Source organism: Vibrio cortegadensis, from assembly GCF_024347395.1.
In the GTDB taxonomy this organism is placed as follows: domain Bacteria; phylum Pseudomonadota; class Gammaproteobacteria; order Enterobacterales; family Vibrionaceae; genus Vibrio; species Vibrio cortegadensis.
In genome coordinates this window covers 172560-196642 of sequence record NZ_AP025473.1, presented here as the reverse complement: position 1 = coordinate 196642, position 24083 = coordinate 172560, and the positions used below count along the sequence as shown (strand labels likewise).

25 protein-coding genes and 1 pseudogene are annotated in these 24083 nt (G+C 43.0%); 17 read left to right on the top strand and 9 right to left on the bottom strand.

Features of this window, described 5'->3' with window-relative positions; translation table 11 throughout:
* Nucleotides 1-89: 89 nt before the first annotated feature.
* The 3 genes from OCV39_RS15410 (at nt 90) to OCV39_RS15400 (ending at nt 2638) form a co-directional block, all read left to right on the top strand.
* On the top strand, nt 90-719 hold the full coding sequence (locus OCV39_RS15410) for a hypothetical protein (RefSeq protein WP_017052972.1): 630 nt from the start codon (nt 90-92) through the stop codon (nt 717-719).
* Nucleotides 720-851: 132 nt separating this feature from the next.
* Nucleotides 852-1151 (top strand): isoamylase early set domain-containing protein, encoded by a 300-nt coding sequence (locus tag OCV39_RS15405; protein ID WP_017052971.1) that lies wholly within the window; start codon nt 852-854, stop codon nt 1149-1151.
* A 158-nt stretch (nt 1152-1309) separates the two neighbouring features.
* Nucleotides 1310-2638, top strand: a complete 1329-nt coding sequence (locus tag OCV39_RS15400) for a peptidoglycan DD-metalloendopeptidase family protein (protein WP_017052970.1) — start codon at nt 1310-1312, stop codon at nt 2636-2638.
* Nucleotides 2639-2746: 108 nt separating this feature from the next.
* Here OCV39_RS15400 and OCV39_RS15395 read toward each other — a convergent pair whose 3' ends face one another.
* Entirely contained in the window at nt 2747-4576 is a 1830-nt protein-coding gene (locus OCV39_RS15395; protein WP_261889929.1) for a putative bifunctional diguanylate cyclase/phosphodiesterase, read from the bottom strand.
* Nucleotides 4577-4901: 325 nt separating this feature from the next.
* Here OCV39_RS15395 and OCV39_RS15390 point away from each other — a divergent pair, with 325 nt between their 5' ends.
* Complete coding sequence (locus tag OCV39_RS15390) at nt 4902-5252, top strand: hypothetical protein (RefSeq protein ID WP_017052968.1); 351 nt, start codon at nt 4902-4904, stop codon at nt 5250-5252.
* A gap of 187 nt (nt 5253-5439) precedes the next feature.
* A complete protein-coding gene (locus tag OCV39_RS15385) occupies nt 5440-5574 on the top strand; it encodes a hypothetical protein (protein WP_017052967.1) in 135 nt (44 codons plus the stop codon).
* Nucleotides 5575-5693: 119 nt separating this feature from the next.
* Here OCV39_RS15385 and OCV39_RS15380 read toward each other — a convergent pair whose 3' ends face one another.
* On the bottom strand, nt 5694-6311 hold the full coding sequence (locus OCV39_RS15380) for a glutaredoxin domain-containing protein (RefSeq protein WP_017052966.1): 618 nt from the start codon (nt 6309-6311) through the stop codon (nt 5694-5696).
* A 63-nt stretch (nt 6312-6374) separates the two neighbouring features.
* On the bottom strand, nt 6375-7274 hold the full coding sequence (locus tag OCV39_RS15375) for a DMT family transporter (protein WP_029203412.1): 900 nt from the start codon (nt 7272-7274) through the stop codon (nt 6375-6377).
* 255 nt (nt 7275-7529) lie between these two features.
* Here OCV39_RS15375 and OCV39_RS15370 point away from each other — a divergent pair, with 255 nt between their 5' ends.
* Entirely contained in the window at nt 7530-8528 is a 999-nt protein-coding gene (locus tag OCV39_RS15370; protein WP_113798394.1) for a succinylglutamate desuccinylase/aspartoacylase family protein, read from the top strand.
* Between the two features lie 82 nt (nt 8529-8610).
* Here OCV39_RS15370 and OCV39_RS15365 read toward each other — a convergent pair whose 3' ends face one another.
* A complete protein-coding gene (locus OCV39_RS15365) occupies nt 8611-9150 on the bottom strand; it encodes a protein disulfide oxidoreductase (RefSeq protein ID WP_171755500.1) in 540 nt (179 codons plus the stop codon).
* 271 nt (nt 9151-9421) lie between these two features.
* On the opposite strand from OCV39_RS15365, the gene OCV39_RS15360 reads away from it, so the two are divergent.
* Nucleotides 9422-10036, top strand: a complete 615-nt coding sequence (locus OCV39_RS15360) for a fumarylacetoacetate hydrolase family protein (RefSeq protein ID WP_171755499.1) — start codon at nt 9422-9424, stop codon at nt 10034-10036.
* Nucleotides 10037-10110: 74 nt separating this feature from the next.
* Here the strand turns inward: OCV39_RS15360 and OCV39_RS15355 are convergent, their stop codons facing one another.
* The 3 genes from OCV39_RS15355 to OCV39_RS15345 form a co-directional block, all read right to left on the bottom strand.
* Nucleotides 10111-10428 carry an AzlD domain-containing protein gene (locus tag OCV39_RS15355; RefSeq protein ID WP_171755498.1) on the bottom strand — a complete coding sequence of 106 codons (318 nt, stop codon included), beginning with the start codon at nt 10426-10428 and terminating at the stop codon, nt 10111-10113.
* Nucleotides 10422-11147: an AzlC family ABC transporter permease gene (locus OCV39_RS15350; protein WP_390903264.1), complete on the bottom strand. Its 726-nt coding sequence runs from the start codon at nt 11145-11147 to the stop codon at nt 10422-10424. Before OCV39_RS15350 ends, OCV39_RS15355 begins: the two co-directional genes overlap by 7 nt.
* 69 nt (nt 11148-11216) lie before the next feature.
* A complete protein-coding gene (locus OCV39_RS15345; protein WP_261889928.1) occupies nt 11217-12050 on the bottom strand; it encodes an AraC family transcriptional regulator in 834 nt (277 codons plus the stop codon).
* Between the two features lie 230 nt (nt 12051-12280).
* Here OCV39_RS15345 and OCV39_RS15340 point away from each other — a divergent pair, with 230 nt between their 5' ends.
* Complete coding sequence (locus tag OCV39_RS15340) at nt 12281-12919, top strand: LysE family translocator (RefSeq protein ID WP_017052958.1); 639 nt, start codon at nt 12281-12283, stop codon at nt 12917-12919.
* A gap of 93 nt (nt 12920-13012) precedes the next feature.
* On the opposite strand, the gene OCV39_RS15335 is transcribed toward OCV39_RS15340, so the two are convergent.
* Entirely contained in the window at nt 13013-14722 is a 1710-nt protein-coding gene (locus OCV39_RS15335; protein ID WP_136995113.1) for a phospho-sugar mutase, read from the bottom strand.
* 360 nt (nt 14723-15082) lie between these two features.
* Here OCV39_RS15335 and coxB point away from each other — a divergent pair.
* From coxB to OCV39_RS15315, 4 genes and pseudogenes are all read left to right on the top strand, one after another.
* Nucleotides 15083-16162 (top strand): annotated as a pseudogene (gene coxB / locus OCV39_RS15330) (cytochrome c oxidase subunit II); the annotation flags it as partial.
* Nucleotides 16159-17805, top strand: coding sequence for a cytochrome c oxidase subunit I (gene ctaD / locus OCV39_RS15325; protein WP_113798380.1), 1647 nt, complete (start codon nt 16159-16161; stop codon nt 17803-17805). The pseudogene coxB and the gene ctaD, both read left to right, overlap by 4 nt.
* A 9-nt stretch (nt 17806-17814) precedes the next feature.
* A complete protein-coding gene (locus OCV39_RS15320; protein WP_261889927.1) occupies nt 17815-18513 on the top strand; it encodes a cytochrome c oxidase assembly protein in 699 nt (232 codons plus the stop codon).
* Nucleotides 18510-19391, top strand: coding sequence for a cytochrome c oxidase subunit 3 (locus tag OCV39_RS15315; protein WP_017052953.1), 882 nt, complete (start codon nt 18510-18512; stop codon nt 19389-19391). The genes OCV39_RS15320 and OCV39_RS15315 overlap by 4 nt, the downstream gene beginning before the upstream one ends.
* A 1-nt stretch (nt 19392) precedes the next feature.
* Here OCV39_RS15315 and OCV39_RS15310 read toward each other — a convergent pair whose 3' ends face one another.
* Complete coding sequence (locus OCV39_RS15310) at nt 19393-19626, bottom strand: DUF2909 domain-containing protein (protein WP_113798374.1); 234 nt, start codon at nt 19624-19626, stop codon at nt 19393-19395.
* Between OCV39_RS15310 and OCV39_RS15305 the strand changes: the two genes are divergently transcribed.
* The 5 genes from OCV39_RS15305 (at nt 19571) to OCV39_RS15285 (ending at nt 23942) form a co-directional block, all read left to right on the top strand.
* Nucleotides 19571-20506: an SURF1 family protein gene (locus OCV39_RS15305; protein WP_261889926.1), complete on the top strand. Its 936-nt coding sequence runs from the start codon at nt 19571-19573 to the stop codon at nt 20504-20506. The genes OCV39_RS15310 and OCV39_RS15305 overlap by 56 nt on opposite strands.
* Nucleotides 20503-21051 carry a hypothetical protein gene (locus OCV39_RS15300; RefSeq protein ID WP_171755492.1) on the top strand — a complete coding sequence of 183 codons (549 nt, stop codon included), beginning with the start codon at nt 20503-20505 and terminating at the stop codon, nt 21049-21051. The genes OCV39_RS15305 and OCV39_RS15300 overlap by 4 nt, the downstream gene beginning before the upstream one ends.
* A gap of 59 nt (nt 21052-21110) precedes the next feature.
* Nucleotides 21111-22130 (top strand): COX15/CtaA family protein, encoded by a 1020-nt coding sequence (locus tag OCV39_RS15295; RefSeq protein WP_113798369.1) that lies wholly within the window; start codon nt 21111-21113, stop codon nt 22128-22130.
* A complete protein-coding gene (cyoE, locus tag OCV39_RS15290) occupies nt 22123-23025 on the top strand; it encodes a heme o synthase (protein WP_017052949.1) in 903 nt (300 codons plus the stop codon). The genes OCV39_RS15295 and cyoE overlap by 8 nt, the downstream gene beginning before the upstream one ends.
* Nucleotides 23026-23138: 113 nt before the next feature.
* A complete protein-coding gene (locus tag OCV39_RS15285) occupies nt 23139-23942 on the top strand; it encodes a substrate-binding periplasmic protein (protein WP_261889925.1) in 804 nt (267 codons plus the stop codon).
* The last annotated feature ends 141 nt before the right edge of the window (nt 23943-24083 follow it).

Here is a 24083-nt window from a genome sequence, read left to right as displayed (position 1 = left end):
GGACAAATATAAATGTAAGGTTACTTAATGAATCTCAAGGTATTATTCATAGTTTAGCGCATATTATTACCCGTCATTTAGGATCCAAAATGAAGAAACGTATTTTACCCATACCTCTTATTTTACTTATTCCCATCCTCTTGTTGATCATCGTGGTCATTGGTGGTGTCTATCGCTTTAGTTTAAGCGATGAAGAGATCTTGGCGAAATATCCTTCGAGTGCAGTGAGTTTCGATCCTGTTGTTAAGGCTGTTTTTGATCTTAAGTCAGTCAACCCTTGGACGATAGAGGTTCCAGAAACGAGTGCGTTTTCGTTTATTGATGAGCTGGACAGCGAACAATATATTGCCTACGGCCACTATGATTCGGGTCTGGAAAGAGGAACCGTTCGAGTTGATATTGGTAAAGTGTTACCCGTTCCTCAAGTAGACTATGCCGCCTATTTAGCCCCTATGAGCGTGTCCAATCAAGGCTCTGGCGTATTCTATTATCTGGCGTTATTTAAGTTTGATACGCAAAGGAGCCGCGTTGTTTTAGCCGATAGCCTTTATGTAGGGGATCGTATTTCTATCACGAGTTTAACGGCTATCGAAGAGGGTTCTATTGAGCTTCAGTATCTCGATAGAACTGATGATAGCGCGATGGCAGATACTCCAACCGTGGAGAAAAAACAGCGAGTCGTAATTTCGGGGCAACTGAAGATTATCGCGAGCGAATGATCGGTTTGTGTTCGAATAATATGCAACTCAATATTGTTAATGTGAGCCAAATTACATATCATCGTCATTAGAAGTATAGAATTGTGAACTAAAACATAAACGTTGATAAATTTTAAACAAATGGAGCTTGCTATGATTAACAAACGTTTTTTCAAGACTAAAGATGAAGTTGAAGTGACTTTTGAACTTGCTGCCGCTGATGCTCAGTCCGTAGCGATTGTTGCCGATTTCCTTGATTGGGAAGCGACACCAATGAAAAAAGTAGTAAAAACAAAAACGTTCAAATTTAAAACTCGACTGCCGAAAGATAGCCAGTTTGAGTTTCGTTATTTGGTAAATGAAAATCAGTGGGTAAATGATGGGCAAGCGGATAGCTATATTCCTAACGAATATGGTGAAGATAATTGCCTGGTATCAACAACACAAGTGTAGATAATTACTTTTTCTAAGTTCTTGTCGTACTGGGTTTTTAAGCTTTTAAAGGGCACATTGTTGCCCTTTTTAAGTGTAAAGATGACAATGCCATGATGATTTCTGGCTCAGAAAAGCATATTCTCTTTCCTTTATTAGTTTAAGATATTGGTTAGATTGTGCCTTTAAAAATACTTACTTCCCGATTCTCTGAATGGTCACTTTACAAAAAATCGTTGGTTTTTTGTCTCCCTTTAGGTGCTGTTCTTGGGCTTTCCGCCTCTTTCCCTGATCATCAACTGCAACGGACGATCGAGCTGAACTTACCTGAATCTTCATTAGTTAGCTCTTTTTTTACCGAAACTAACACCGCAGCACTTCCGCCTGATTTCGAATATGAAATTCAACCTGGCGATAATCTCAGTAGCATCTTCACTCAGCTTGATTTTACTTATCAAGAGATGATGAAAGTGATGGAGACAGATCTCAACTTCTTGGCATTAGATACCCTTAAGCCAGGGAACCAACTGCGTTTTTGGCGAGATGAATCAACGGGCGCACTAGACAAAATGGAGTTGGTTTTTAATATCGCAGAGAAAGTGGCTTACCAGAGGTTAGACGATGGTAGTTTTGAATATCAAGACATATCCATTCCTGGAGAGTGGAAAGTGATACCGCTAGTCGGAGAGGTTAACGGGAGCTTTTCAGCTTCAGCGAATCAACTGGGGCTGAGCAGTATAGAGATAGATCATGTTGTCGGGCTTTTAAAAGATAAGATCAATTTTTCACGAGACTTACGCGCTGGTGATAAATTTGAAGTTGTGCAGCGTCGTCAATTTGTTGGAGATATCGCAAGTGGCAATCGTGAGATCCAAGCGATCAAAATCTTTAATCGTGGCCGAGTCTTGAGTGCTTATTTACACAAAGATGGTCAATATTACGATAAAAATGGTGATAGTTTACAAAGAGCATTTCAGCGCTATCCGACAAGTCGAAAGTGGCGTTTAAGTTCAAACTTCAATCCCAAACGCCTGCATCCTGTTACTGGTCGCGTTAGCCCTCACAACGGAACGGACTTTGCTACACCTGTTGGGACACCAATATATTCTACTGGTGATGGTCAAGTTATCATGACTCGCAAGCACCCTTATGCTGGTAACTATATTGTTGTTAAACATGGCAGCACATACAAAACGAGATATTTGCACTTAAGCAAAATTTTAGTGCGTAAAGGGCAGAAAGTGTCTCGTGGTCAAAAAATAGGCCTTTCTGGAAAAACCGGACGAGTAACGGGTGCGCATTTGCATTATGAATTGATTGAGCGCGGTCGAGCTGTCGATGCAATGAAAGCGAACATTCCAATGGCAAGTTCTGTGGCAAAGAAAGATATAGCCGAATTTAAAGCGACAACGGATGAGCTTGATAATTTACTGGCAGCTCAAGAAGCAGAGCAGATAAGATCATCAACGCTAGCGAATCACTTATCACAACAGGAAAACGGATCTTAATGCTTTTGATTTAAAGCGGAGTGAATCGGTTGTTTTAAGTCAGCATGAGTATGTATAAAATTGAAGCCGTTAGTATGTAATCAAAGAGATTGCACACTAGCGGCTTTTTTATGCTCGACGTATCTGATTTAAGTTTTTCCACTGCTCAATAATCGTCAGTGGACGCTCTGGGCGGGAGAAATAGTACCCTTGAATTTGGTGGCACCCCATCGAATAGAGTTTATTCAGTGCTTCTAAATGCTCAACCCCTTCAGCGACAAGGTCAACGTCTAGATGCCGAGCAAGTTGAATGATGAGTGACACGACATGCTCAGAGGATTTATTGGTCATCATATTACGGATGAAACTTGCATCAATCTTAATGCAGTCGATAGGGTAGCTATGAATGTAATTGAGACTGGAATAGCCTGTACCAAAATCATCGAGTGCAACCGTAAACCCAGAGTGACGAATATCATTGAGAATCGGTTCAATTCCCCCGCTTTGCGTGAGTAAGACGGTTTCAGTGAGCTCGATAGTGAATTCTGGCGGTGTGAAGTGGTATTTGCGGATGGTGTGAAGCAAATTTGAGAGATACTGGCTGGAATCAGAAAGCTCGTTTGCAGAGCAATTGATCCCGAACTTTACTTTGTATCCTAGGCCTTGCTCTAAAATTTGCTTCGCCTGACAAGCTAACTCAATGATCCTTTGGCCCAATGGCACAATGAGTCCTGACTGTTCCGCCGCTTCAATAAATTCTACCGGCGAGATGGAACCGTATTCGGCACTATCCCAACGACATAACACTTCGAAGTAATTCCATTCTGTCCGGTTGTTGTTAACAATTGGCTGGACCACTACGTAGATCTCGCTGTTTTCCTCAATTGGCTTTTCTAGTTCGTTTCTCATCGCTTCGATGATCTGTGTTTTACGGTGATACTGAGCGCTCAGGTGGGTGTCGTAGCACTGGATATGTGTATCTCGATATTGCTTGCAATCTTTGAGCGCGAGACTTGCATTTAGTATGAGTTGATCGGCACTTACTTGGTTATTTGATGTTCTGGCAATACCGATACTCACACTAAAGTTGATTTGGTGAGCAGAGTCTGTATAGCCTTGACTGATAGAGCTAATCAATTCTTGACTCATTTCGATAGGTGAATCTGAAAAGGTGATGAAAGCAAATTCGTCACCAGCAATACGAAATACTAGGTTGGGGTCAGGCACGGAACGTAATAAATTCTTTGCGGTGAATTTTATGATTTGGTCTCCGATATAGTTCCCGTACAAATCATTGATTGCTTTGAAATTATCTATATCAACAAAGGCTAATGAAAAGGGTTGGTCTAGTTGTTGAGTCATCAACTCAAGTTTATCTGCTAAGCAACTTCGATTTAAAAGTCCAGTTAGGTTGTCATGCGAGACTTCGTGGCTGAGTTGATTGAATAATTGGTTTGAGCGCTCTGAGAGCCAGCGTTCCCTGAGAGTATGAACAATAATATTGGCGTAAACGTGATGACAATAAAGAAGTTGAGCGGTGTCATCTAATGGTTCCTCAAAGGTTGAAAGTAAAATCCCCATGATCTCACCGTTATGTGCTTTTAAAGGTACACCCAAATATGACTCGATACCGCACTCTCGTAGAAAGGCATCTTCTGGGAATAGGTCATACACTTTTTCAGTATACAGGCAGTGGTCATTTGTTGCCTGTCGCACGGTTTCGCAAGGCGTATTTTCTAAGGAGTAGTTGAAGTTATTGATGACTTCGCCACCACAGGCGTAAGCAAGGGTATGGGCAATATTCTCGCTTTTGTTGATTTCCACAATACATGAACAATATGAATTGAAATTTTGGTGCAGTTGCAGTGAGACCTGCTCTAAAAGCTCAACATTATCTAGCATCAATGTTGAGGTGATCTGTTCTATATCGATAGTGTGATTAGCTAATGATCTTTTCATAATGATCACTTACCTTTACCTGAGCCAACTGATAATTATTATTCTTATATGCATGTATATTACTATTGACGATGTTTGCGCAAATTTCAAACTTTTGGACTAACTTTTATTGTGGTTTCCTCCACTAGGTTAGGGGGACAGAGGTTTGGCCTACACTCTTTGTTTTATGTCGTGGAATGAACACTATGCTTTTTATCATCTGAGTTGATGAGAGTAATAGAAAGCAATAGCGAAAGGCATTTAACCAATGTTTTTAAGCGGTGACGTGTTAGAAGCTCACTGATACAATGCGCTCAATTGAGAATCCTATAATCAGGAAAGTGAAATGCAACAGAATGAATTTGAAGTTTTAGTTAAAAACGTATGTGCGCAAGACGATTTACCAAAGGCGCTTGAGGTATTAATTGCTTGTGAAGATGAAGAAATTGCTGAAGCTGCAAAATCGCTAGTGGGTCAATTTGCGCTAGCCGACGTTGAAGGTGAGAAGCGAGTTTATCACGTAACGTTACAAGAAAATGATGCAGGTGAAGAAGAAGAGTTTGTTGAACACGTAATGAATGCGGGAGACGACGTTGTCAAATTTGCGGCTTGGTTCTTTGAATCAATGTTTGAATTGAAGCAAAAAGACACGTATCAAGCCGCAGGTAAAACCTATAAGCAACCTAAGCGCAGCTAATAAGAGAATAAACCTCGAACAGTAAAAGAAAATAGATGAGTCAAATACGACTGATTTTTATTAAATACTCATCATGAAAGTTAATTACAATAAAATGTGATGCAAGTCTTGTTTTTGGTTCTGTTTAATGTAAAATCGCCACATAAAGAAAGTTAATTACAAAACTATATTGATGTGGAGAGATAACATGGGTAACGAATTAGGCGGTGCTTATCTTGGTCAAATGATCGCTCAAGACATGATGCACCAAGCGCTTTATGGCAAGACTAAAGCAAAGAAAACATCTTTCATCAAAAAAATGATGAAGAAGATGTCTAAGTAATTAAGCTTTAGCATATATTTTAAGCCCCAGGCAGTCATGTCTGGGGCTTTTTCATTTTAAGTAATGAAAGAAAATTAGCAGTTTGTAATTGATGTCTGTCGAGACTAATTTTCCGATGATTAGCTTGCCGATTGCTTTGCCAAATCGACGACGTTATCTGGTATGGAATCGAGACCATTCTCACCAATCCAAGCTTCAAGGTTGTCTGCGCCACCGATATATTTACCATTCATCCAGATTTGTGGAACCGTTACCGGTGTTTTTTCGCCAATGATGGCTTTTACTTCTGGAATCATGCGGTAAAGTGCGGCGCTCTCTTTGACAACATCATGGTATTGATACTGGATGCCTGCATCGTCCAACATCTGTTTTGCTTTAACACAGTATGGACATGTCGCTTTGCCATAGACAATGCTTCCTTTAAGCGAGTCTCGTGTGGTCCACTCTTTGATTACCGACTGAACCAAAACACCTCGATTCAGAGCTTCCCCTTGACTGATCACTTTACCTTCAACGACAAGAATTGGAGCATGCCAAGCGCCCAATTTTAAGGGCTCCCACCAGTAAGAAAGCCAATCTTTCACTTCCAACTCTACTGGAACATCCGCTAATTCATTCTCAAAGGTATCTTTTAAAATATCTTTGGTCAAAGTGCATTCGCCACAAGGGATATTGACTTTAAATGGCCCCCAGCTTCCACCCCAGCGGTATAGCGTGATTTTTATTGGGTTTGACATCGGCACTTCCTTTCATGATTCCGTTTAATAATAAGAACTAATGAACGAGCTTTTTATTTCAAATTAAATTTTTATTTTTTGTTTAGAAGGCTTTTTTGTTTCCCAATGAGTGATAAAAGCAACAGACGCGATAATGATGAACGCTCCAAGCCACAGTCTTCCAGGTGGAACCCAGCCAAATACCATCCAGCCAGCTAATACATTAAGAGGAAGCTTTGCATGGTCAAAAGGTTGTACAAACGAAGCATCAGCAACTGCATAAGCCTTAACAATTGCCCATTGAGCCAAAGCTGTCATCGCACCAGCAGCAAGTAATACAAGCCAGATTGTCCCACCTGTTGGCATATTAAAATCAGGAAGAGCGAGCAGAATATTGAATGGTGTGATTAAAACAAGAAGATAGACCACCATGGTTGACGGTGAGTCATCGGAAGATAATCGCTTCACCATTAATGAATAGCATGCCCAGAAAAAAGCCGCGCCAACAGGGAGTAATGTCGCCCAGTTAAAGGTATCCCCCCATGGTTCCAAAATAATCATAGCACCGATAAAGCCTGTCAGCGTGGCTCCCCAGCGTGCCGTTCCTACTTTCTCTTTTAGAAATAGACCAGAGCCGATCGTTGCAAACAAAGGGGATGTCATTAGCAATGCGATACCTTGCCAAATGGGTACAGGGTACGCGAGCGCCCACAACCACAGTTGAATCCCAATAACGGAAAGGAAAACACGTAAAAGGTGCATACCAAGGCGGTTGGTTCTGAGAGATTGACGGATCCCTAATGTTCTTAAGTAAGGCAAGATCACGACTAAAGCTATCGCATATTGTACAAGTGCGACAGTTGTGGAAGGGAGACCAAACTTAATACTGGCGACTTGTGCAAGGCTATTCACAATGGCGAAAGCTAAGCCTGCTGTGAGCATCCAACTTGCCCCTTGGATTGGGTGATGATTTGATTGGGTCATTTAAAAGAGAATTTGTTAAAAGATGTTAGTAAATCATACGTTTTATCGCGGGCTAAGCCAATCATATCCTTTTGATGATGTTGTTAAAAAAATCTGAAGGAAAGAGATATCCCCCAATAAACACGAGGAAAGTGAAAAATATGTAGCGATTGATGATTGCTGTGATTACTCTGGTGTTAAATATATGGTGGCAAGCTTTGGACAACATGATCTCAGTAAGTATAGAAACCAGCAATCTGTGGGAGAAATGAATAAATGACAACTCAATTTCTTGATGACGTGATACAAGGTCATCGAGTCGTCCAATCATTAGATGTTGGTGATTTACCTTGTGGTGAACACCAACTTTGGTTTCAGGCTTCAACTTGTGGCATTGCTCAGCAACAGTTGCTTCCTGTGAGAGTGTTTAAAGGGACGCAGTCTGGACCTCTATTAATGATCACTGCTGGTATCCATGGCGATGAACTCAATGGCGTTTTGGCCGCTCAGCAAGTGGCACGAAAATTGGTTGGAAAATCTGTTTTTGGGTGTGTGACGATTGTCCCTACGGTCAATTTAACGGGAATGCTGAATCATAGTCGAGATTTTATTACTTCGGCACCAGATGCTTCTTCCGTTAACTTGAATCGTTTTTTTCCGGGTAACCACGACGGTTCAACAGCAGAACGTTTCTTGGCTAATTTATGGGAAAAGCTATTGAAACCCAATGCTACGTTCGCGATTGATCTCCATACTCAAACCAGTGGAGCAATTTACCCATTGTATGCGTTCGCTGATTTTCGATTGCCTACGGCGGTGGAAATGGCGAGATTGATGGATCCTGACTGCATATTAGATGATCCTGGAGACCCGGGCATCTTGGAAACCGTGTGGAACCGTAATGGGATCCCAAGTATCACGGTTGAAGTGGGGATGGGGAAAGTGACCCAACTTGATATGATTCAGCGTGCGGTCGATGGCGTAATCAATGTTTTGAGTCACTATCAAATGATTACCGGCACGGTGAAACCACCAAGCAGAGAATGCGTGGAAGGGAGTAAAATTGTAACAGTCAGAGCGGAAAGCGGAGGGTTTATTATTCCGCAGGTTGCTCTTCTGGATGAGGTAAAACCAGATCAACTATTGGCTATTCAGTATGATGCGTTTGGGCAAGAATCGATGCGATACCTTTCACCATCACACGGTGTCGTGTTGAGTCATAATACTGATGCGATGCGCGAACCGGGTGGGCTAGTGGTGCGGTTGTTATCGTAACTATCTATATTCTGGAGAGCTTGCTTTTGGTGAACATGCTTCTGGTAAATATGCTTCTCGTGAACTTGAGCCGGGATTGGCTTTAGCTCATAAAAACTCGAAACCACAGTCCCATCGGTGACAAAACACCGGTGGTAATATTTTTAATTTCGCCATCTCGAATAATCACAACTGTGGGAGTGACTCGTACTCCCCAATTCTGACTCTGTGTGCCAGTGACATCATTTAAAACAGAGAATTGATACTCATTTTCTTGCATGTATTGGCGGATCTGAGCGTCATCTCCAGACGAGAGAGCAACGCTGACGACAGGGTTATCTTGCGAAAAACGTTCGATCGTTGGGCTCACAAGGCTGCATGCGCCACACCAAGTCGCCCAAAAATAAACCACAACGGGTTGATTTTTACTGAGTTCGTTAACATCTAAGATTTCACCATTTAGCCCTGTTCCAACAATGTGCGGAGCCGATCCTGATGGCATGTTGGCACTGTAGTAGTAATCTAATGCGAACGAAAATAGGCTGACAATCAACAGAATAGAGATCAGCTCTTTTGCCCATTTTTTGATTTTCTTGGGTTTCTTATCTGGTTCTGAATCGTGTTTGCTTTTATCTATTTTCATTTTTTCAACGCCATTAAATTCACTTCCATCTATATTGACCTGTATTCTAGCGTTTTTCTTTCATATCGATGTTATTGCCTCGGCATATTTGCGTAGTGTGCTCTCATTCGAGCAGGGCTCTGCACATTCAAAGTTAGGAATTTAAGGGCGGTTTAGTTCAGAATAGTTGAGCTAGAGATCTGATTTTTGATAGAAAAGTCAGCGTGATTCTTATCTCCACCTGGAATGATAGGTTAGACTCTGCGCTCATATTTAAACCAAGGAAAGGGACATGAACGCGGTTCGAGTCGGAGAAAGGGAAATTATACCCACTAAAATAGTGTGCATTGGGCGAAACTATGTCGATCACATAAAAGAGTTAAATAATCCGATACCAGAACAGATGGTCGTGTTCAATAAGCCTAATAACTGCGTAACGTCGACGCTCTCTTCGTTCCATCAAGAGCCATTACATTACGAGGCTGAAATCTGCTTTCTTGTTGAACAGGGACGATTATCAGCGGTAGGAATTGGTCTTGATCTGACCAAGCGTAATTTGCAGTCTTATCTCAAAAACAAAGGTTTACCTTGGGAAAGGGCCAAAGCATTTGATGGTTCGGCGGTGATGAGTCGTTTTATTAGCCTTGATTACATTGATGTGAAAACATTGCAGATCGAACTCTATATTAATTGTGTTCGCGTACAGTGCGGGCAAGTCGAACAGATGCTCTATCCACCACTCGCTATTTTAGCTGAGCTTGAAACCTACACGACACTTTACGATGGCGACATCATCATGAGCGGTACCCCCAAAGGCGTTGGAGAAGTTCATGCTGGAGACGTTTTTCTTGGGCGTTTAAAGAGTGGAGACAAAACGCTGATAGAAATTGAATGGCAAGCAAAGTAAAGCTTTTAGTTGCTTAGTTGCCATTTCATTTAAGTCTACTTGTAATAGATAACGGAACCAGTGCTAAACGAAGACTAGTTTAGTACGAATACGTTAAGCACTAAGAACAGCAGCATGCTCACTATTGTTGTGAGGAGAACATTTTTCGTCTTCCATGCAATAAAAACCGCAATCACAGCGCCCCATAAATAAGGGTTCTGAACGGAAAGGGACAAGGTGCTGTCGGGCATAAATACAATTGGCCCCCAAATCGCAGTCAGAACCGCAGGGCTTGAATAACTGAGCAACTTTTGCGCTTGCGCGTTGAGTCTTAATGGTAATTTGGGCTCTAAAAATAGATACCGGCTAAGAAAGACTAAAGCGGTCATTGCGAAAATAGAGAGGATTACCATGACTGTTCCCCCCAATATTTTTCCGTTAGATAACCGAGCAGCATGCCACCCACACTTGCGAACATGAGACTGCCTTCAATTTCCCAATAAGTGAGGCCAACGGATAGCACGAGTGCACCTAGTACAGAGACTAATATGGGGATGTTCTTGATGGTCGGGATCACGATTGCGATGAACGTTGCGGCAACCGCAAACTCTAACCCGAGTTCATTCAGTGCAGGAATGTAGCTTCCTGCGACAATACCAGCAAAGGTGGCAAGGTTCCAAAACAGATAGAAACTCAACCCTGCGCCAAGGGCATACCAACGGTTAAACTGTTTATCTGTCTGGTGCCCGCATACAGCAAATAGCTCGTCGGTTAATAGAAAACCTAGTGATAACCGCCACCGTAAGGGAAGAGGACTGATTTTACTTCGCATCGACACGCTATAAAGAAAGTGGCGTGAAGTAATGAAGAAGGTGGTCAACAGCATCGTCGTTAACCCTGCTCCCGCCTTAATCATTCCCATTGCGACCAATTGTGCCGAGCCAGCAAATAGAATGGCTGACAGCGCTTGCCCTTCTAAAGGGTGTAATCCAATATCAATCGCAAATGATCCTGCTAGTAACCCCCACGGTAAGACGGCAATGCTTAATGGGATCATGACAACCATGCCCTGTAAAAAAAGTCGAGTGTTAGAATCTGTCATGGTGTCGGTCATTGTCTTTGTATGCATCATTTTTCTTCAATGAGTATTCGGTCTATTTATTTAGCCACTGTTGAAATGATGGTGATTGTATAAAATTGCTCAATAGAGCTTTAGATATTGCCCCGGGGTTATTCCCATGGCTTTTTTAAAGTGTCGATGCAAATGGCTTTGATCGTGAAACCCTGTCTCTTGCGCCGTATCAGATAACGAGTGCCCTTGCCTCATTAGCTTTCTAGCCATGCGTAATCGAGACTGAATTTGATACGCATGGGGAGGCAAACCAAGCGTTTTTTGGAATGATCGGACTAAGTGGTATGGGCTAAGGCCACTTAGTTGTGAGAGATCACTAAGAGATACATCCGCTTGTGGAAAATCATCGAGAAACTCTTTGATCAGCAAAAGTGGCTTTTGCGCTTTACCTTCATGGTTTATTGAGTGTCTAGACTTACCATGCTTTCCCATCAATTTGACGAGAGAGGCATAAATCAAGGTTTCTCTTAATAAGCGATTATCTGAGTGTTCGAGAGTGTTGAATACGAGTCTAAACTGGTTGGCAAGTTCTGGATCATAGACGACAGGTTCGGGAAAATATGGAGCACCAGCATGGGCTTGATTCAGCTCTCGGCTAATCTCTTCTAACTGCTGAGGAAGAGGATACATGGCTTTATATGCCCATCCACCTTCTGTTGCTGAGTGGCCACTATGCACCTCATCTGCATTAATTAAGATGATGCTATCTTGTGGTGCAATATGATTGCCTCCAGTTCGATAAAAACTCTGAGCTCCTCTCTCAATGACACCTACCGTGTAACCCTCATGGCTGTGACGAGAGAAGTTTTGTTTCTCGTATTGAGCATCCAAAATTTCCAGCCCACCGAGCTCTTCCGCTACTTGGTAGTGAGCAATCTCTTTTTTGGTTTTCGCCTGAGCCACATGAGTTCCATTTGAGACTTGAATGAGTTTTATCAGTGTAACGCAATTAACAGGAAGAATTTTGTACAAAATTGCGCATGCTATGTTCTTGAACTGTTAAAAATATCGCTGCCTGATGTGCTTGTATTTTAATCTATCGCCATTTACTTAATTTGCAGTCTATCGGTCATGGTAATGGTCCTTATGTTGGTATAAAATTCGCCGCTGAATTTATAAGGCAAAATATAATAATGATAGATATTTCAATTCTTCCGGTTTATTTAACCGCTGTCGTTGCGTTGCTACTGCTGCCTGGGCCAGACATGCTTTTGATCGCAAGCTCAAGTATCAGTTACGGCCGTAAAGTGGGCGTTTTTGCAAGTTTGGGAAATGCGACATCGGGGATTATTTTAACCTTACTCGCATCGTTAGGGGTTTCAGCTCTTATCGCAATGAGCCCAATCGCATTGAAAGGTTTAACTCTTCTTGGCGGTGCGTACTTGCTGAAAATGGGATGGGATAATGTTCGTGCTCAAGCTGATGTTGCTCCTGAACTGGATCAAACATCAAAAATGGCGACGACTTACTATCAGCGTGCTCTTGTCAGTAACTTGCTAAACCCAAAAGCATTACTGTTCTTTGTTATGTTCTTGCCTCAGTTTGTATCAACGAACATTGCCGCTTCTTCTGGTGAGCAAATGCTTGCATTAGGTTTACTGCTAAACGTTCTGGGGTTGTTGTTCAACTTTATTATTGTCGCGTTAGTGGGGACTCTGGGTAAGACGTTGGTGAATAATGTTCAATTTCGCACTTATCAGAACAAATTCATGGGCGCGATTTTTGTCTTCCTCGGCATCTGGTTATTGAGCTCATTCGTGACATCGTTGTAAGTCGTTAGATTCGACATTATTTTCAAGCTTTGAGTGATCATTGGAAAAGAAAAGTTAAAGCCAGCATTGGATTGCTGGCTTTTTTGTACCTATTTAAATGCTAAGGCTTGATTGGTGTAGGGCGATCAACTGCGCCATTGCATTATTGGCTTTCTCTTGTACAAACTGATAGTCATCGCCTTCTTTAAACTGCTCGATGACTTCGTAATAGCACTTCAATTTTGGCTCTGTTCCTGATGGGCGCACAATGATCCGCGCGTCATTGTCTAAGTGGTAAATGAGTACATCACTCGCGGGTAGGTTGATCTCTTCTGTCTTTCCATCTGCCGTAAATCTCAATGATGCTTTAAGATCTTCAGTGATCAGTACTTTAAAGCCCGCGATCTCTTTTGGTGGAGTCTCGCGTAATTTATCTCCCATTGATGGAGAGTTTGGCGCAAGAGCAATGCTGCGCTGAGCATTCACATAGACACCATGTTGACGATAGATACTTTCAAGTTGATCCCATATCGTTTTCCCTTGGCTGTATAGCTCAGCTGCAAGTTGCGCGAAAGCGACCAAGGCAGAAAGACCATCTTTGTCCCATACCTTGCTGCCAACTGTGTAGCCTAGCGCCTCCTCATAAGCAAAAAGGAACTGTTTCTCTTCACTCTGTCTTTGCATGGCGACATTGGTGAGCCATTTGAAACCCGTTAGAGTTTGGAAATATTCAGCGCCTTTGTCCTGAGCTATTTTTTGCAGCAGTCTTGACGATACAATGGTATTCCCTACCAGTTGCTTGGTGGCGTCAGTATGTCGAAGCAGATACTCACCAAATAGAATCCCAACCTGATCGCCTGTTAACATTTTATAATCTCCCTCAGGTGTTCGAACCGCGAGGGCGAAACGATCGGCGTCAGGATCATTCGCACAGGCGAGTTCAGCACCCACAGAATCCGCTAGGGCAATTACCATGTCCATGGCTCCTGCTTCTTCAGGATTAGGGAAGTTCACGGTTGGGAATGTACCATCGGGTTCCCGTTGTTCTGACACGCTGAGGACCTTTTTAAACCCGGCATCATGCAGCAGAGTTTCTGCCATTTCAGCGCCTACGCCATGCATTGCCGTATACGCAACAGAAATCGAGAGCGGGTCAGTATGATTAGAGAGCAGCTCGTTAGAATTCATGGTTTGGCGATAGCTTTGGTAGTAATCATCCTCTAGCCAAACGAGTAAGCCTTTTGCATGGGCGTCACTTAGTGACATTTGCGGAATAGGTTTTGTCGCAGCAATGTCGATCTCTGCGGCGATCCCTGAATCATGAGGAGGAATGATTTGAGCCCCGTTTTCCCAGTAAACTTTAAACCCGTTGTATTCAGGAGGATTGTGGCTTGCTGTAACGACCACAGCCGCGGCGGCATTAAAGTGTTCAATGCCATAAGCGACAATCGGTGTGGCGGCCACTTTACTGGTTAGGTAGACCTTAATTCCGAGAGAGGTTAATACGCTGGCGGTATCGTGAGCAAACTGCTTGGAATCGGTTCGCCCATCATAGCCAATGACAACCCCGCGCTTGCAAGTGTCATTGGTGTGATCAATAAGGTAATGGCCAAGACCTGTCGCCGTTTCTTGGATCACTAAGCGATTCATCCTGTTGGGGCCAGCCCCGACCATTCCCCTTAATCCTGCGGTTCCAAACTGAAGTCTAGAGTGGAAGCGATTCTCTAGTTCGTCGTGTTCGTGCGTATCGATGAGGTATTGAAGTTCTTCGCGAGTTTTAGGATCTGGATCTCTTTCTAACCAGTGAGTGATTGCTTGCATCATAGTCTGAACCCTGTACTTGTTCTTAATCATCATTAATAAGCTTAATGTAAACGATATTCATTATCAATTGGTTGAGCGCAATCGCTAAACCTAGATTTGTTATCGATTCTCATTTACTGGATGAGTTTTATATTCTGTCCCTTGAACAATTATAGATCTCTAACTAGCCTTTATTAACATAAATATAACAAATTGATTTTTAGTCATGTTACTAGGAAACAGATTGCACGGATGATCGGCATCGACCAACTATGGCGAGAGATGACCCAGGAGGGGCCTTTGAAAGAACTATTGATGATAGCAAAGCGACTAGTCCTTATCTTTATTGGGTCTCACTCCGCGCTCGCATTTTCAGGTGATTCTTCATTGAATATGACGAAAGGGGTCACTGACATTAGTGGCAAAGTCTATGACTTACATATGCTGATTTTTTATATCTGTTGTGCGATCGCTTTGATTGTTTTTGGTGTGATGTTCTATTCAATATTTCATCACCGAAAGTCAAAAGGTGCGGTTGCTGCGCATTTTCATGAAAGCACTAAGGTCGAAATTCTCTGGACCGTTATTCCCATCATCATTCTTATCGCAATGGCGATCCCTGCAACCAAAACATTGATCGCGATGGAAGATACGTCGCAGTCAGATTTGACGATTAAGATCACGGGATCACAGTGGAAGTGGCATTACAGCTATTTTGGACAAGATGTCGAATTTTTTAGTTTGTTGGCGACCAGTTCAAAGCAGATTGAAGGCGTAGAGGAGAAAGGAGCGCACTACTTACTCGAAGTCGATAACCCACTTGTTGTGCCTATTAACCGTAAAATCCGATTTTTACTGACTTCTGATGATGTTATTCACTCATGGTGGGTCCCTGACTTTGCAGTCAAAAAGGATACGATCCCGGGCTTTATCAACGAAGCATGGACAAAAATAGATAAGCCAGGCGTGTACCGAGGCCAGTGTGCCGAACTGTGTGGACGAGCTCATGGGTTTATGCCGATTGTGGTGCATGCAATGGAAGAGGATAACTATGAAGCATGGTTGGCAGAGAAAAAAGAGGCATTAGTTAAGGCAAAACAGGCGGCCTTAAGTGCTTTAGACCAATCCCTTTCAATGGAGCAGTTAATGGCGACAGGCGAAGCGGTCTACTTGGCCCGATGTTCCGTCTGCCACCAAGTTTCGGGCGCGGGTATTCCTGGCGCTTTTCCAGCGATTAAAGGCAGCGCTGTTGCAACGGGAGATCGATCTGCCCATATCGATGTGATTGTGAACGGTCGAAGTGGTACCGCTATGCAGGCGTTTGTAAATCAGTTAACGGAAGAAGAGATCGCAGCCGTCGTGACTTACCAACGTAATGCATGGGGAAATGATACCGGTGATTTGGTTCAAGCTTCGGATGTGAATTCGTTTAAACAGCAGACAGCGAAGGGTGATTTATGAAAACGTCAATAGAGTCGAAACAGAAACAATCTGCCGCTGTTGATGATGAGTTGAACCATTCTGCGAGTGGAAACATGAGTGATGATCATTCCGAGCATCACGCTCCAAGTGGTATAGCGCGATGGGTTTACTCTACTAATCATAAAGATATCGGCACTCTCTATTTATGGTTCAGCTTCATTATGTTTTTGACAGGTGGAGCCATGGCGATGGTGATCCGAGCGGAGCTATTCCAACCGGGTTTGCAGCTGATTGAGCCGGATTTTTTCAACCAAATGACCACGGTTCACGGGCTTATCATGGTGTTCGGTGCCGTAATGCCAGCCTTTACTGGGTTAGCGAATTGGATGATTCCGATGATGATTGGTGCGCCGGATATGGCGTTACCAAGAATGAATAATTTGAGTTTTTGGATCTTACCTTTTGCCTTTTTGATCTTGATTGCTTCCCTATTTACAGAAGGTGGTGGACCTAATTTCGGTTGGACATTTTATGCGCCGCTGTCGACAACTTACGGCCCTGACAGTACCGCTTTATTTGTATTTTCCGTTCATATCATGGGAATAAGCTCAATCATGGGGGCAATTAATGTCATCGTCACCATATTCAATATGCGAGCGCCGGGGATGACACTGATGAAAATGCCAATGTTCGTTTGGACTTGGCTGATTACTGCGTTTCTTTTGATTGCGGTGATGCCTGTTTTAGCCGGGGCGGTCACCATGGTTCTCACCGATAAATATTTTGGAACCAGCTTCTTTGATGCTGCTGGTGGTGGGGATCCGGTGATGTTTCAGCATATATTCTGGTTCTTTGGTCACCCCGAAGTTTACATCATGATTTTGCCATCTTTTGGGATTATTTCAGCGATAGTACCAGCCTTTAGCGGTAAGCGTTTGTTTGGGTATCACTCGATGGTGTATGCCACTTGCAGTATTGCACTGCTCTCTTTCTTAGTTTGGGCGCATCATATGTTTACCACTGGAATGCCCGTTTTTGCCGAACTCTTTTTCATGTATTGCACCATGTTAATTGCAGTGCCCACCGGAGTAAAAGTGTTCAACTGGGTGGCGACAATGTGGCGAGGTGCTCTGACGTTTGAAACTCCGATGTTGTTTGCTATTGCGTTTATTGTGCTCTTTACCATTGGTGGATTTTCAGGACTGATGCTGGCCATTGTGCCTGCGGATTTCCAATATCATGACACCTATTTTGTGGTGGCTCATTTCCATTATGTGCTGGTGACGGGGGCGGTATTCTCCATTATGGCGGCAGCTTATTATTGGCTACCGAAGTGGACAGGAAATATGTATGACCAAAGATTAAGTTTGTGGCATTTCTGGTGTTCGGTCATTTCGGTTAACGTTCTATTTTTCCCAATGCATTTCCTTGGCTTAGCTGGCATGCCAAGACGGATCCCTGACTATGCGATTCAGTTTGCCGATATTAATCAGGTCGTATCAATCGGTGGTTTTGCATTTGGTTTATCTCAATTGATCTTCTTATGGTTAGTGATCAAATGCACTCGGGGCGGTGAAAAAGCGAGCGCAAAACCTTGGGATAGGGCTGAAGGGTTAGAGTGGACGGTGCCGAGTCCCGCGCCTCATCATACCTTTACCACACCTCCGAAAATTGATGATTAAGGTGATGTGATGGTGAAGAAAAGTGACATTTCAAACCTTAAGCAGTCTAACCGAAAGTTGGTTGTGATTCTGTGTGCAAGCGTGATTGGAATGTTTGGCTTTGGTTTCGCACTTGTCCCTTTGTACGACGTGATGTGTGACGTTTTAGGTATCAACGGAAAGACCAATACCGTTTCAGCTATTCAACCTCAAGGGATGCAACCTGACGTTTCTCGAACCATACGAGTCGAATTGATGGCACATATCTCACCAGACATGCCATGGACGTTTGTTCCGCAAAGTCGAGTGATTGATGTTCACCCGGGACAAGTCATTCAAACTGCATATTTGGCATCAAATCAATCACATTCTCCTTTAGTTGGACAGGCTGTACCGTCGGTATCTCCGGGCCTTGGGGCCAGTTATTTTAATAAAATAGAGTGTTTTTGCTTTAATCAACAACCGTTAGAAGCGAATGCGCAAGCTGAGATGCCATTGATATTTTACATTGAACCGGATATTCCCGATTCAATCCACACATTGACCTTGTCATACACCCTTTTCAACATCACCACGAAAGAAAATTCAGATTTAGAAAGTAACAATGTCGATGCAAATAAAGAGAGCACAGATACGCGTGATGCCAGCGAGTTGGCAAAGCTATCATTACCTGCCCAAATTGAGCTGAGTAATATTGGCAGCCACGCTGCTCAAGGAGTCTCACCATGAGTTCAAAACATCAAACTTATTACGTTCCTGCCCAGAGTCACTGGCCGATTGTTGGTGCGATTGCTCTGTTCTTGGTCGCTGTCGGGGCTGGTCTAACGGTGCAAAGCCTTGATACTGACTCAAGTGGTATTGGCGGAAAAATCGTGCTGTTCATTGGCTTTGGGGTGTTGCTCTATATGCTCGCTGGCTGGTTCAGTAATGTCATTTCCGAATCATTATCAGGTCTGTATTCTGAGCAAATATCTCGCTCATTTCGTCAGGGGATGAGTTGGTTTATTTTTTCTGAAGTCATGTTCTTTGGTGCATTCTTTGGCGCTCTTTTTTACGCTCGGATGCTATCCATACCTTGGCTCGGTGGCGCTGATAATAACGCGATGACTCATGAAGTATTGTGGCCTTCATTTGAAGCTATTTGGCCTTTGACTCAAACGCCAAGTGGTGAACAAACGGAGGCGATGTCTTGGCAAGGGATCCCACTTAAAAACACCATATTGCTATTGCTCTCTTCGGTTACCTTGCACTTGGCGCATATCAGTTTAGAGAAGAATAAACGTATGGCTCTGATTGTATGGTTAGAGCTGACGATCGTGCTAGCTGCTTTTTTCCTCTATTTTCAAGTGGTTGAATACGTACATGCTTACCAAGAGATGGGCTTAACGCTTCAGTCTGGAATTTATGGTAATACCTTTTTTATGCTCACGGGTTTTCATGGTCTCCATGTTTTTCTGGGAACGACTTTCTTGATCGTATTGCTGGCGAGGGTCGCCTTTGATCACTTTACCCCTCACGATCATTTCGCCTTTCAAGCCGGAAGTTGGTACTGGCACTTTGTTGATGTGGTTTGGTTAGGTTTGTTTGTTTTTGTTTATGTCTTGTAACCTAATAAGGGCGGGGGTTGGGCTCGATCCACCCGGACAGCAATGCAATTAAAAGGAGCACGACCACCAAGGCGGAAAAGAAAACTCGACGGCCTAAAAAATGGCTAACTGGTTTCTTTTGAGAGCTCGATTCAAGTGGTGTTTTTGAAATATGAAGTAGGGCACGCATAAGATTAAATATGATGAAGAATAACAGTAGCACTAAAGCAATTTTAAACAGCAGTGGGAGCAACATAGCTTCTCCTAATAAACGTCTAGCTGAATCTTATTATTTTTGGTTGGCACTGCTAATAACTGTGGTCGTATTTACTGTATTGGTCAAATTGGGTTTATGGCAGCAATCTCGTGGGGAAGAAAAACAACAGCTTGAAAGAGCAATTGCTGATCGCGCTAACCGAGATTACGTGCCTTTGGAATCTATTCTCGTTTCGGATGATGGCACCACTTTTTTAGCTACAAGACGAGATTTAGGTACAAGAAATGAGTTAAGTACAGCAAATGAATTAGCTGCAAGAAACGATTTAGACATACATAAGCGTTCAGATGCGAAAAATATAGTTGGTACAAAAGTGGTGGTAACGGTGATCCCCAATAGTGATCAAGTTTTCCTACTTGATAATCAAACGTATCAAAACAGAGTGGGGTACTTGGGGTATCAACTTGCTCAGATCCAATCAAAGGATGCCTCGTTAAATGGAAAGTGGATTGCTATTGAATTAGGTTTTATCGCCGGCACATCATCGCGAGATAAACTTCCTTCGGTTCGGGTGTTGCCAGATACGATAAAAATGCTTGAGGGGAGGCTGTATTCCCCATCAATCAATCCATTAAGTGATCAGCTTTATCTTGAAGATACATTTCCTTATCGCATTCAAAATTGGAGTTTTTCACAATTGAGTGCATATACTGAATTAGACCTAATTAAATTGATTATCCAACCAATTCAACCGTTAGATGCGAAATCGTGGGCTTATCCTCAACCATGGAAACCACTCCCCATGACATCGCAGAAACATTTTGGTTATGCGGTTCAGTGGTTTGTTATGGCGGCTGTGTTTTTAAGTTTATGTATTTGGTTATGGATAAAAATGCTTAATCCAAGGAGGGGTAAATGAGTACGAAGCTAAGAGGTCGATTAATGCTGATTGGGTTAGTGTTTGTATTTACTTTACCCGCCATAATGGCAAAAACGGTGCTGGATAATCATTGGTATCAGTCAGGAGTGACAAATCAAGGGGTGTTGATTGAGCCTGCTACCTCTTTGGTTTCTCTGGGAATCGATAATCCGTTTGAGTCCCAAGCTTGGCATTTGGGATATGTCGTGCCTGCACGTTGTGATCTATTTTGCCAACGTCAAATCCACCTACTAACTCAAAGCCATACCGCTCTTGGAAAGTATAAAGAGCGAGTTGTTCCTGTGTTTTATGTGCGCTCTGATGAGGACTTCGATCGAGTTTCTGCACTATCGGATTTCCAAGTGGTTAAAGTGGGACAAGCATTAGACGCTACAGCGAAAGCCTTTGATTATATGATTGTTGATCCACTTGGTCAGTTGGTGATGCGATACCCGAAAGCGGAGTCTGAAGAGGCGCTTGCTTCTCAAAGTAAAGGACTGCTTGCGGATTTAAGGAAACTATTGAAGCTTTCTCGAGTTGGGTAGTGATAACCTAAAGTTGAGACGTAACAAGATTCAATGGTGAGTGTTCAAGGAGTAAGAACATGAAGTTGATTGTGTTAGTGAAATTTAGCCTGATACTGACTGCGGTTGTGATCATGTTGGGGGCATATACGCGGTTATCGGATGCCGGATTAGGTTGCCCTGATTGGCCCGGTTGTTATGGACAAATAGGTGCACCATCAAGTGAATCTCAGCTGCTTGATGCTAAAAATTTGTACCCTAATGAAGTTGTCGACTCTCACAAAGCTTGGCTTGAAATGATCCATCGCTATTTCGCTGGCACATTAGGGCTGGTTATTTTTGCCATCGCATTTCTATCTATTCGTAGCAAAGAGATTCCACCTAGTTTGCCAATGATGCTGTGTGGTGTTGTCATATTTCAGGCGCTGCTGGGAATGTGGACGGTGACGATGAAACTCATGCCAATTGTGGTGATGGGGCATCTGTTAGGGGGCTTCGCTCTTTTCAGTCTTCTTACTCTTCTTTATTGTCGACTGCGAAAAAGAGAGCGCTTGATCGATCACTATAATGTGAATCCAGCACTGCGCCCAATCGCAATCGTCGCGCTTATTGTGGTTATTCTTCAAATCATGCTTGGAGGCTGGACCTCATCTAATTACGCCGCTCTTATGTGTACCTCTCTGCCTATTTGTGAAGGAAATTGGCCAGAATTATTGAATTTTGATCGCGCATTCCAGCTCTATCAACCTGGTTTTGAAAGCTACGAATATGGTGTTCTCGACTATTCAGCAAGGATGACGATTCATGTTACTCACCGTATCGGCGCGATGATCACTGCACTCGTTGTGTTTACTTTGGCTTTTAAACTGGCCAGTCAGTCTGATTCTGTTTTGAACTTAGCAGGCCGCCGGCTCGGTTTGGTTTTGGCATTACAACTCGCATTAGGGATAAGTAATGTCGTGCTTCATTTACCTTTACCCATTGCTGTCGCACATAACATCGTGGCTGCATTGTTATTAGTCGGTGTCGTAAGTATCAACTATTTGCTTTGGAAGCCGCATTCGGTGGTGGATTTGTCAGGGAGTATTTCAAATGAATAAATCAGTGATGTTAGCCACAGGTAATATGGCCGAAAAATCGAATTGGAAGCTCTACTTGACCCTAACCAAACCGAAAGTCGTCGCTCTTATGTTGTTAACTGCACTGGTGGGGATGTGCCTTGCTGTTCCGGGGAGTTTGCCGCTTAAAGAGACGATTCTAGGGTTGTTAGGGATCGGGCTAATGGCGGGCTCTGCGGCGGCTTTTAATCACCTGATTGATCGCCGTATTGATGCCATTATGGCGCGGACACATAAGCGCCCATTACCATCAGGGGAGCTCGGAGTCGGGAAGGTGTTCTTTTTTGCATTGGGAATTGGCTGCCTTGGCTTCGCGATCCTATTTGCTGGCGTGAATGTACTGACGGCTTGGCTCACCTTTGCAAGTTTGCTTGGATATGCAGTGGTGTACACCATGTATCTAAAGCGAGCCACACCACAAAATATTGTTATTGCGGGGATCGCCGGAGCAATGCCTCCCTTGCTAGGTTGGACGGCGGTTACGAATGAACTGCACTCTCACGCTTGGTTGTTGGTCATGATTATATTCATTTGGACACCTCCGCACTTTTGGGCGTTGGCGATTCACAGAAAAGAGGATTACGCCAAAGCTGATATACCTATGCTTCCTGTGACTCATGGGGTTGAATACACCAAAACATCAATATTGTTGTATACCATTTTGCTGGCGCTAGTATGTGTTCTTCCTGTACTTGTTGGGATGAGTGGTTTGATTTACTTTGCGAGTTCGTCTCTCTTGAGTGGCGCATTTATCTACCATGCATGGCAGCTGAAATTTAGAGCGAATGATAAGTCTGCCATCGACACATTCAAATTTTCTATTTACCACTTGATGCTGTTGTTTGTCGCCTTGCTTCTAGACCACTATTTGTCGTAATGGTGTCGATTTGCGACATGGAACATCTTGGATAGGAATAAACTGGTGTTTGAGCCTGAGTGTTTGAAATAGGGAGCTATAGTTAAAAGGGTACTAACAATAAGAGTACATAAATGCGTAGATTTCTGGCTGTTTTGTCTGTTGTTTTCCTTTTAACTTTTTCACAGCGTAGCTATGCTCACTTAATTGAAGTGACAATATACGCTGATAATGCTTACCCTCCATATAGCTATGTTGAAGACGGAATGGCAAGGGGGGTGTATGTTGATGTTCTAAATATTGTATTTAAACGAATGGAACATTATCACGTGACCATTAAACCAGTCCCGTTTAAGCGTGGTTTGCGTCTGATTGAAGCTGGACGTGGTTTTGCTATATTTCCCCCATATTATTATGCCAATCGCCGACCTTATATTTCTCCTTACTCTATGCCTATTTTGGACGAAGATGTGGTGGTGTACTGCCATTCTGATGTCATGAAAGATCGCTCACGTCCAAATTGGCCCGGTGATTTTTATGGCTTAACTATTGGTATAAATGAAGCCTTTTCGATTGGTGGTGCGGCATTTTGGCAAGCAAAAGAGAGAGGCAAACTGCGAGTTGAAACCGCGAGCAATAATCGCGAAAACATACTTAAGTTACGTGCGAAAAGAATAGATTGTTACATTAATGATAGATTGTCTATTCAGTGGGAAATCGCAAAACTCAGAGAGGAGGGAGTAAAAATCTCAAAAGACGCTTTTACTCTGGCGGTAGAGGTGAGCTCTGAGCGTGGGTATATCGGATATACGAATCAGCAACTTGAATCGTATCCATTTAAAGATGATTTTGTTGCAGAGTTTGATCGTGTACTTATGGATATGCAGAACCGTGGGGAGGTTGACTCAATCCTTGGCAGTTATACCCCGAAGCTTTGATTATCCAAAGCTATGACTTTCTAAACAGCGACGGCTCTATAACTTCGCCGAATTTATTTACTGCCAATAAAAAGAGCATGCCAGTTAGCATGCTCTTTCTTATATTTCTGATTTACTCTTAATGAACCTCGATATAGGCGA

Coding starts and splice junctions, on each gene's coding strand:
- OCV39_RS15285 (WP_261889925.1), top strand. CDS start 23,139: ATGCGTAGATTTCTGGCTGTTTTGTCTGTTGTTTTCCTTTTAACTTTT.
- OCV39_RS15370 (WP_113798394.1), top strand. CDS start 7,530: ATGACAACTCAATTTCTTGATGACGTGATACAAGGTCATCGAGTCGTC.
- OCV39_RS15295 (WP_113798369.1), top strand. CDS start 21,111: ATGAAGTTGATTGTGTTAGTGAAATTTAGCCTGATACTGACTGCGGTT.
- OCV39_RS15375 (WP_029203412.1), bottom strand. CDS start 7,274: ATGACCCAATCAAATCATCACCCAATCCAAGGGGCAAGTTGGATGCTC.
- OCV39_RS15385 (WP_017052967.1), top strand. CDS start 5,440: ATGGGTAACGAATTAGGCGGTGCTTATCTTGGTCAAATGATCGCTCAA.
- OCV39_RS15410 (WP_017052972.1), top strand. CDS start 90: ATGAAGAAACGTATTTTACCCATACCTCTTATTTTACTTATTCCCATC.
- ctaD (WP_113798380.1), top strand. CDS start 16,159: ATGAAAACGTCAATAGAGTCGAAACAGAAACAATCTGCCGCTGTTGAT.
- OCV39_RS15405 (WP_017052971.1), top strand. CDS start 852: ATGATTAACAAACGTTTTTTCAAGACTAAAGATGAAGTTGAAGTGACT.
- OCV39_RS15335 (WP_136995113.1), bottom strand. CDS start 14,722: ATGATGCAAGCAATCACTCACTGGTTAGAAAGAGATCCAGATCCTAAA.
- OCV39_RS15300 (WP_171755492.1), top strand. CDS start 20,503: ATGAGTACGAAGCTAAGAGGTCGATTAATGCTGATTGGGTTAGTGTTT.
- OCV39_RS15310 (WP_113798374.1), bottom strand. CDS start 19,626: ATGTTGCTCCCACTGCTGTTTAAAATTGCTTTAGTGCTACTGTTATTC.
- OCV39_RS15380 (WP_017052966.1), bottom strand. CDS start 6,311: ATGTCAAACCCAATAAAAATCACGCTATACCGCTGGGGTGGAAGCTGG.
- OCV39_RS15360 (WP_171755499.1), top strand. CDS start 9,422: ATGAACGCGGTTCGAGTCGGAGAAAGGGAAATTATACCCACTAAAATA.
- cyoE (WP_017052949.1), top strand. CDS start 22,123: ATGAATAAATCAGTGATGTTAGCCACAGGTAATATGGCCGAAAAATCG.
- OCV39_RS15315 (WP_017052953.1), top strand. CDS start 18,510: ATGAGTTCAAAACATCAAACTTATTACGTTCCTGCCCAGAGTCACTGG.
- OCV39_RS15305 (WP_261889926.1), top strand. CDS start 19,571: ATGATGAAGAATAACAGTAGCACTAAAGCAATTTTAAACAGCAGTGGG.
- OCV39_RS15340 (WP_017052958.1), top strand. CDS start 12,281: ATGATAGATATTTCAATTCTTCCGGTTTATTTAACCGCTGTCGTTGCG.
- OCV39_RS15355 (WP_171755498.1), bottom strand. CDS start 10,428: ATGGTAATCCTCTCTATTTTCGCAATGACCGCTTTAGTCTTTCTTAGC.
- OCV39_RS15390 (WP_017052968.1), top strand. CDS start 4,902: ATGCAACAGAATGAATTTGAAGTTTTAGTTAAAAACGTATGTGCGCAA.
- OCV39_RS15320 (WP_261889927.1), top strand. CDS start 17,815: ATGGTGAAGAAAAGTGACATTTCAAACCTTAAGCAGTCTAACCGAAAG.
- OCV39_RS15350 (WP_390903264.1), bottom strand. CDS start 11,147: ATGATGCATACAAAGACAATGACCGACACCATGACAGATTCTAACACT.
- OCV39_RS15395 (WP_261889929.1), bottom strand. CDS start 4,576: ATGAAAAGATCATTAGCTAATCACACTATCGATATAGAACAGATCACC.
- OCV39_RS15365 (WP_171755500.1), bottom strand. CDS start 9,150: ATGAAAATAGATAAAAGCAAACACGATTCAGAACCAGATAAGAAACCC.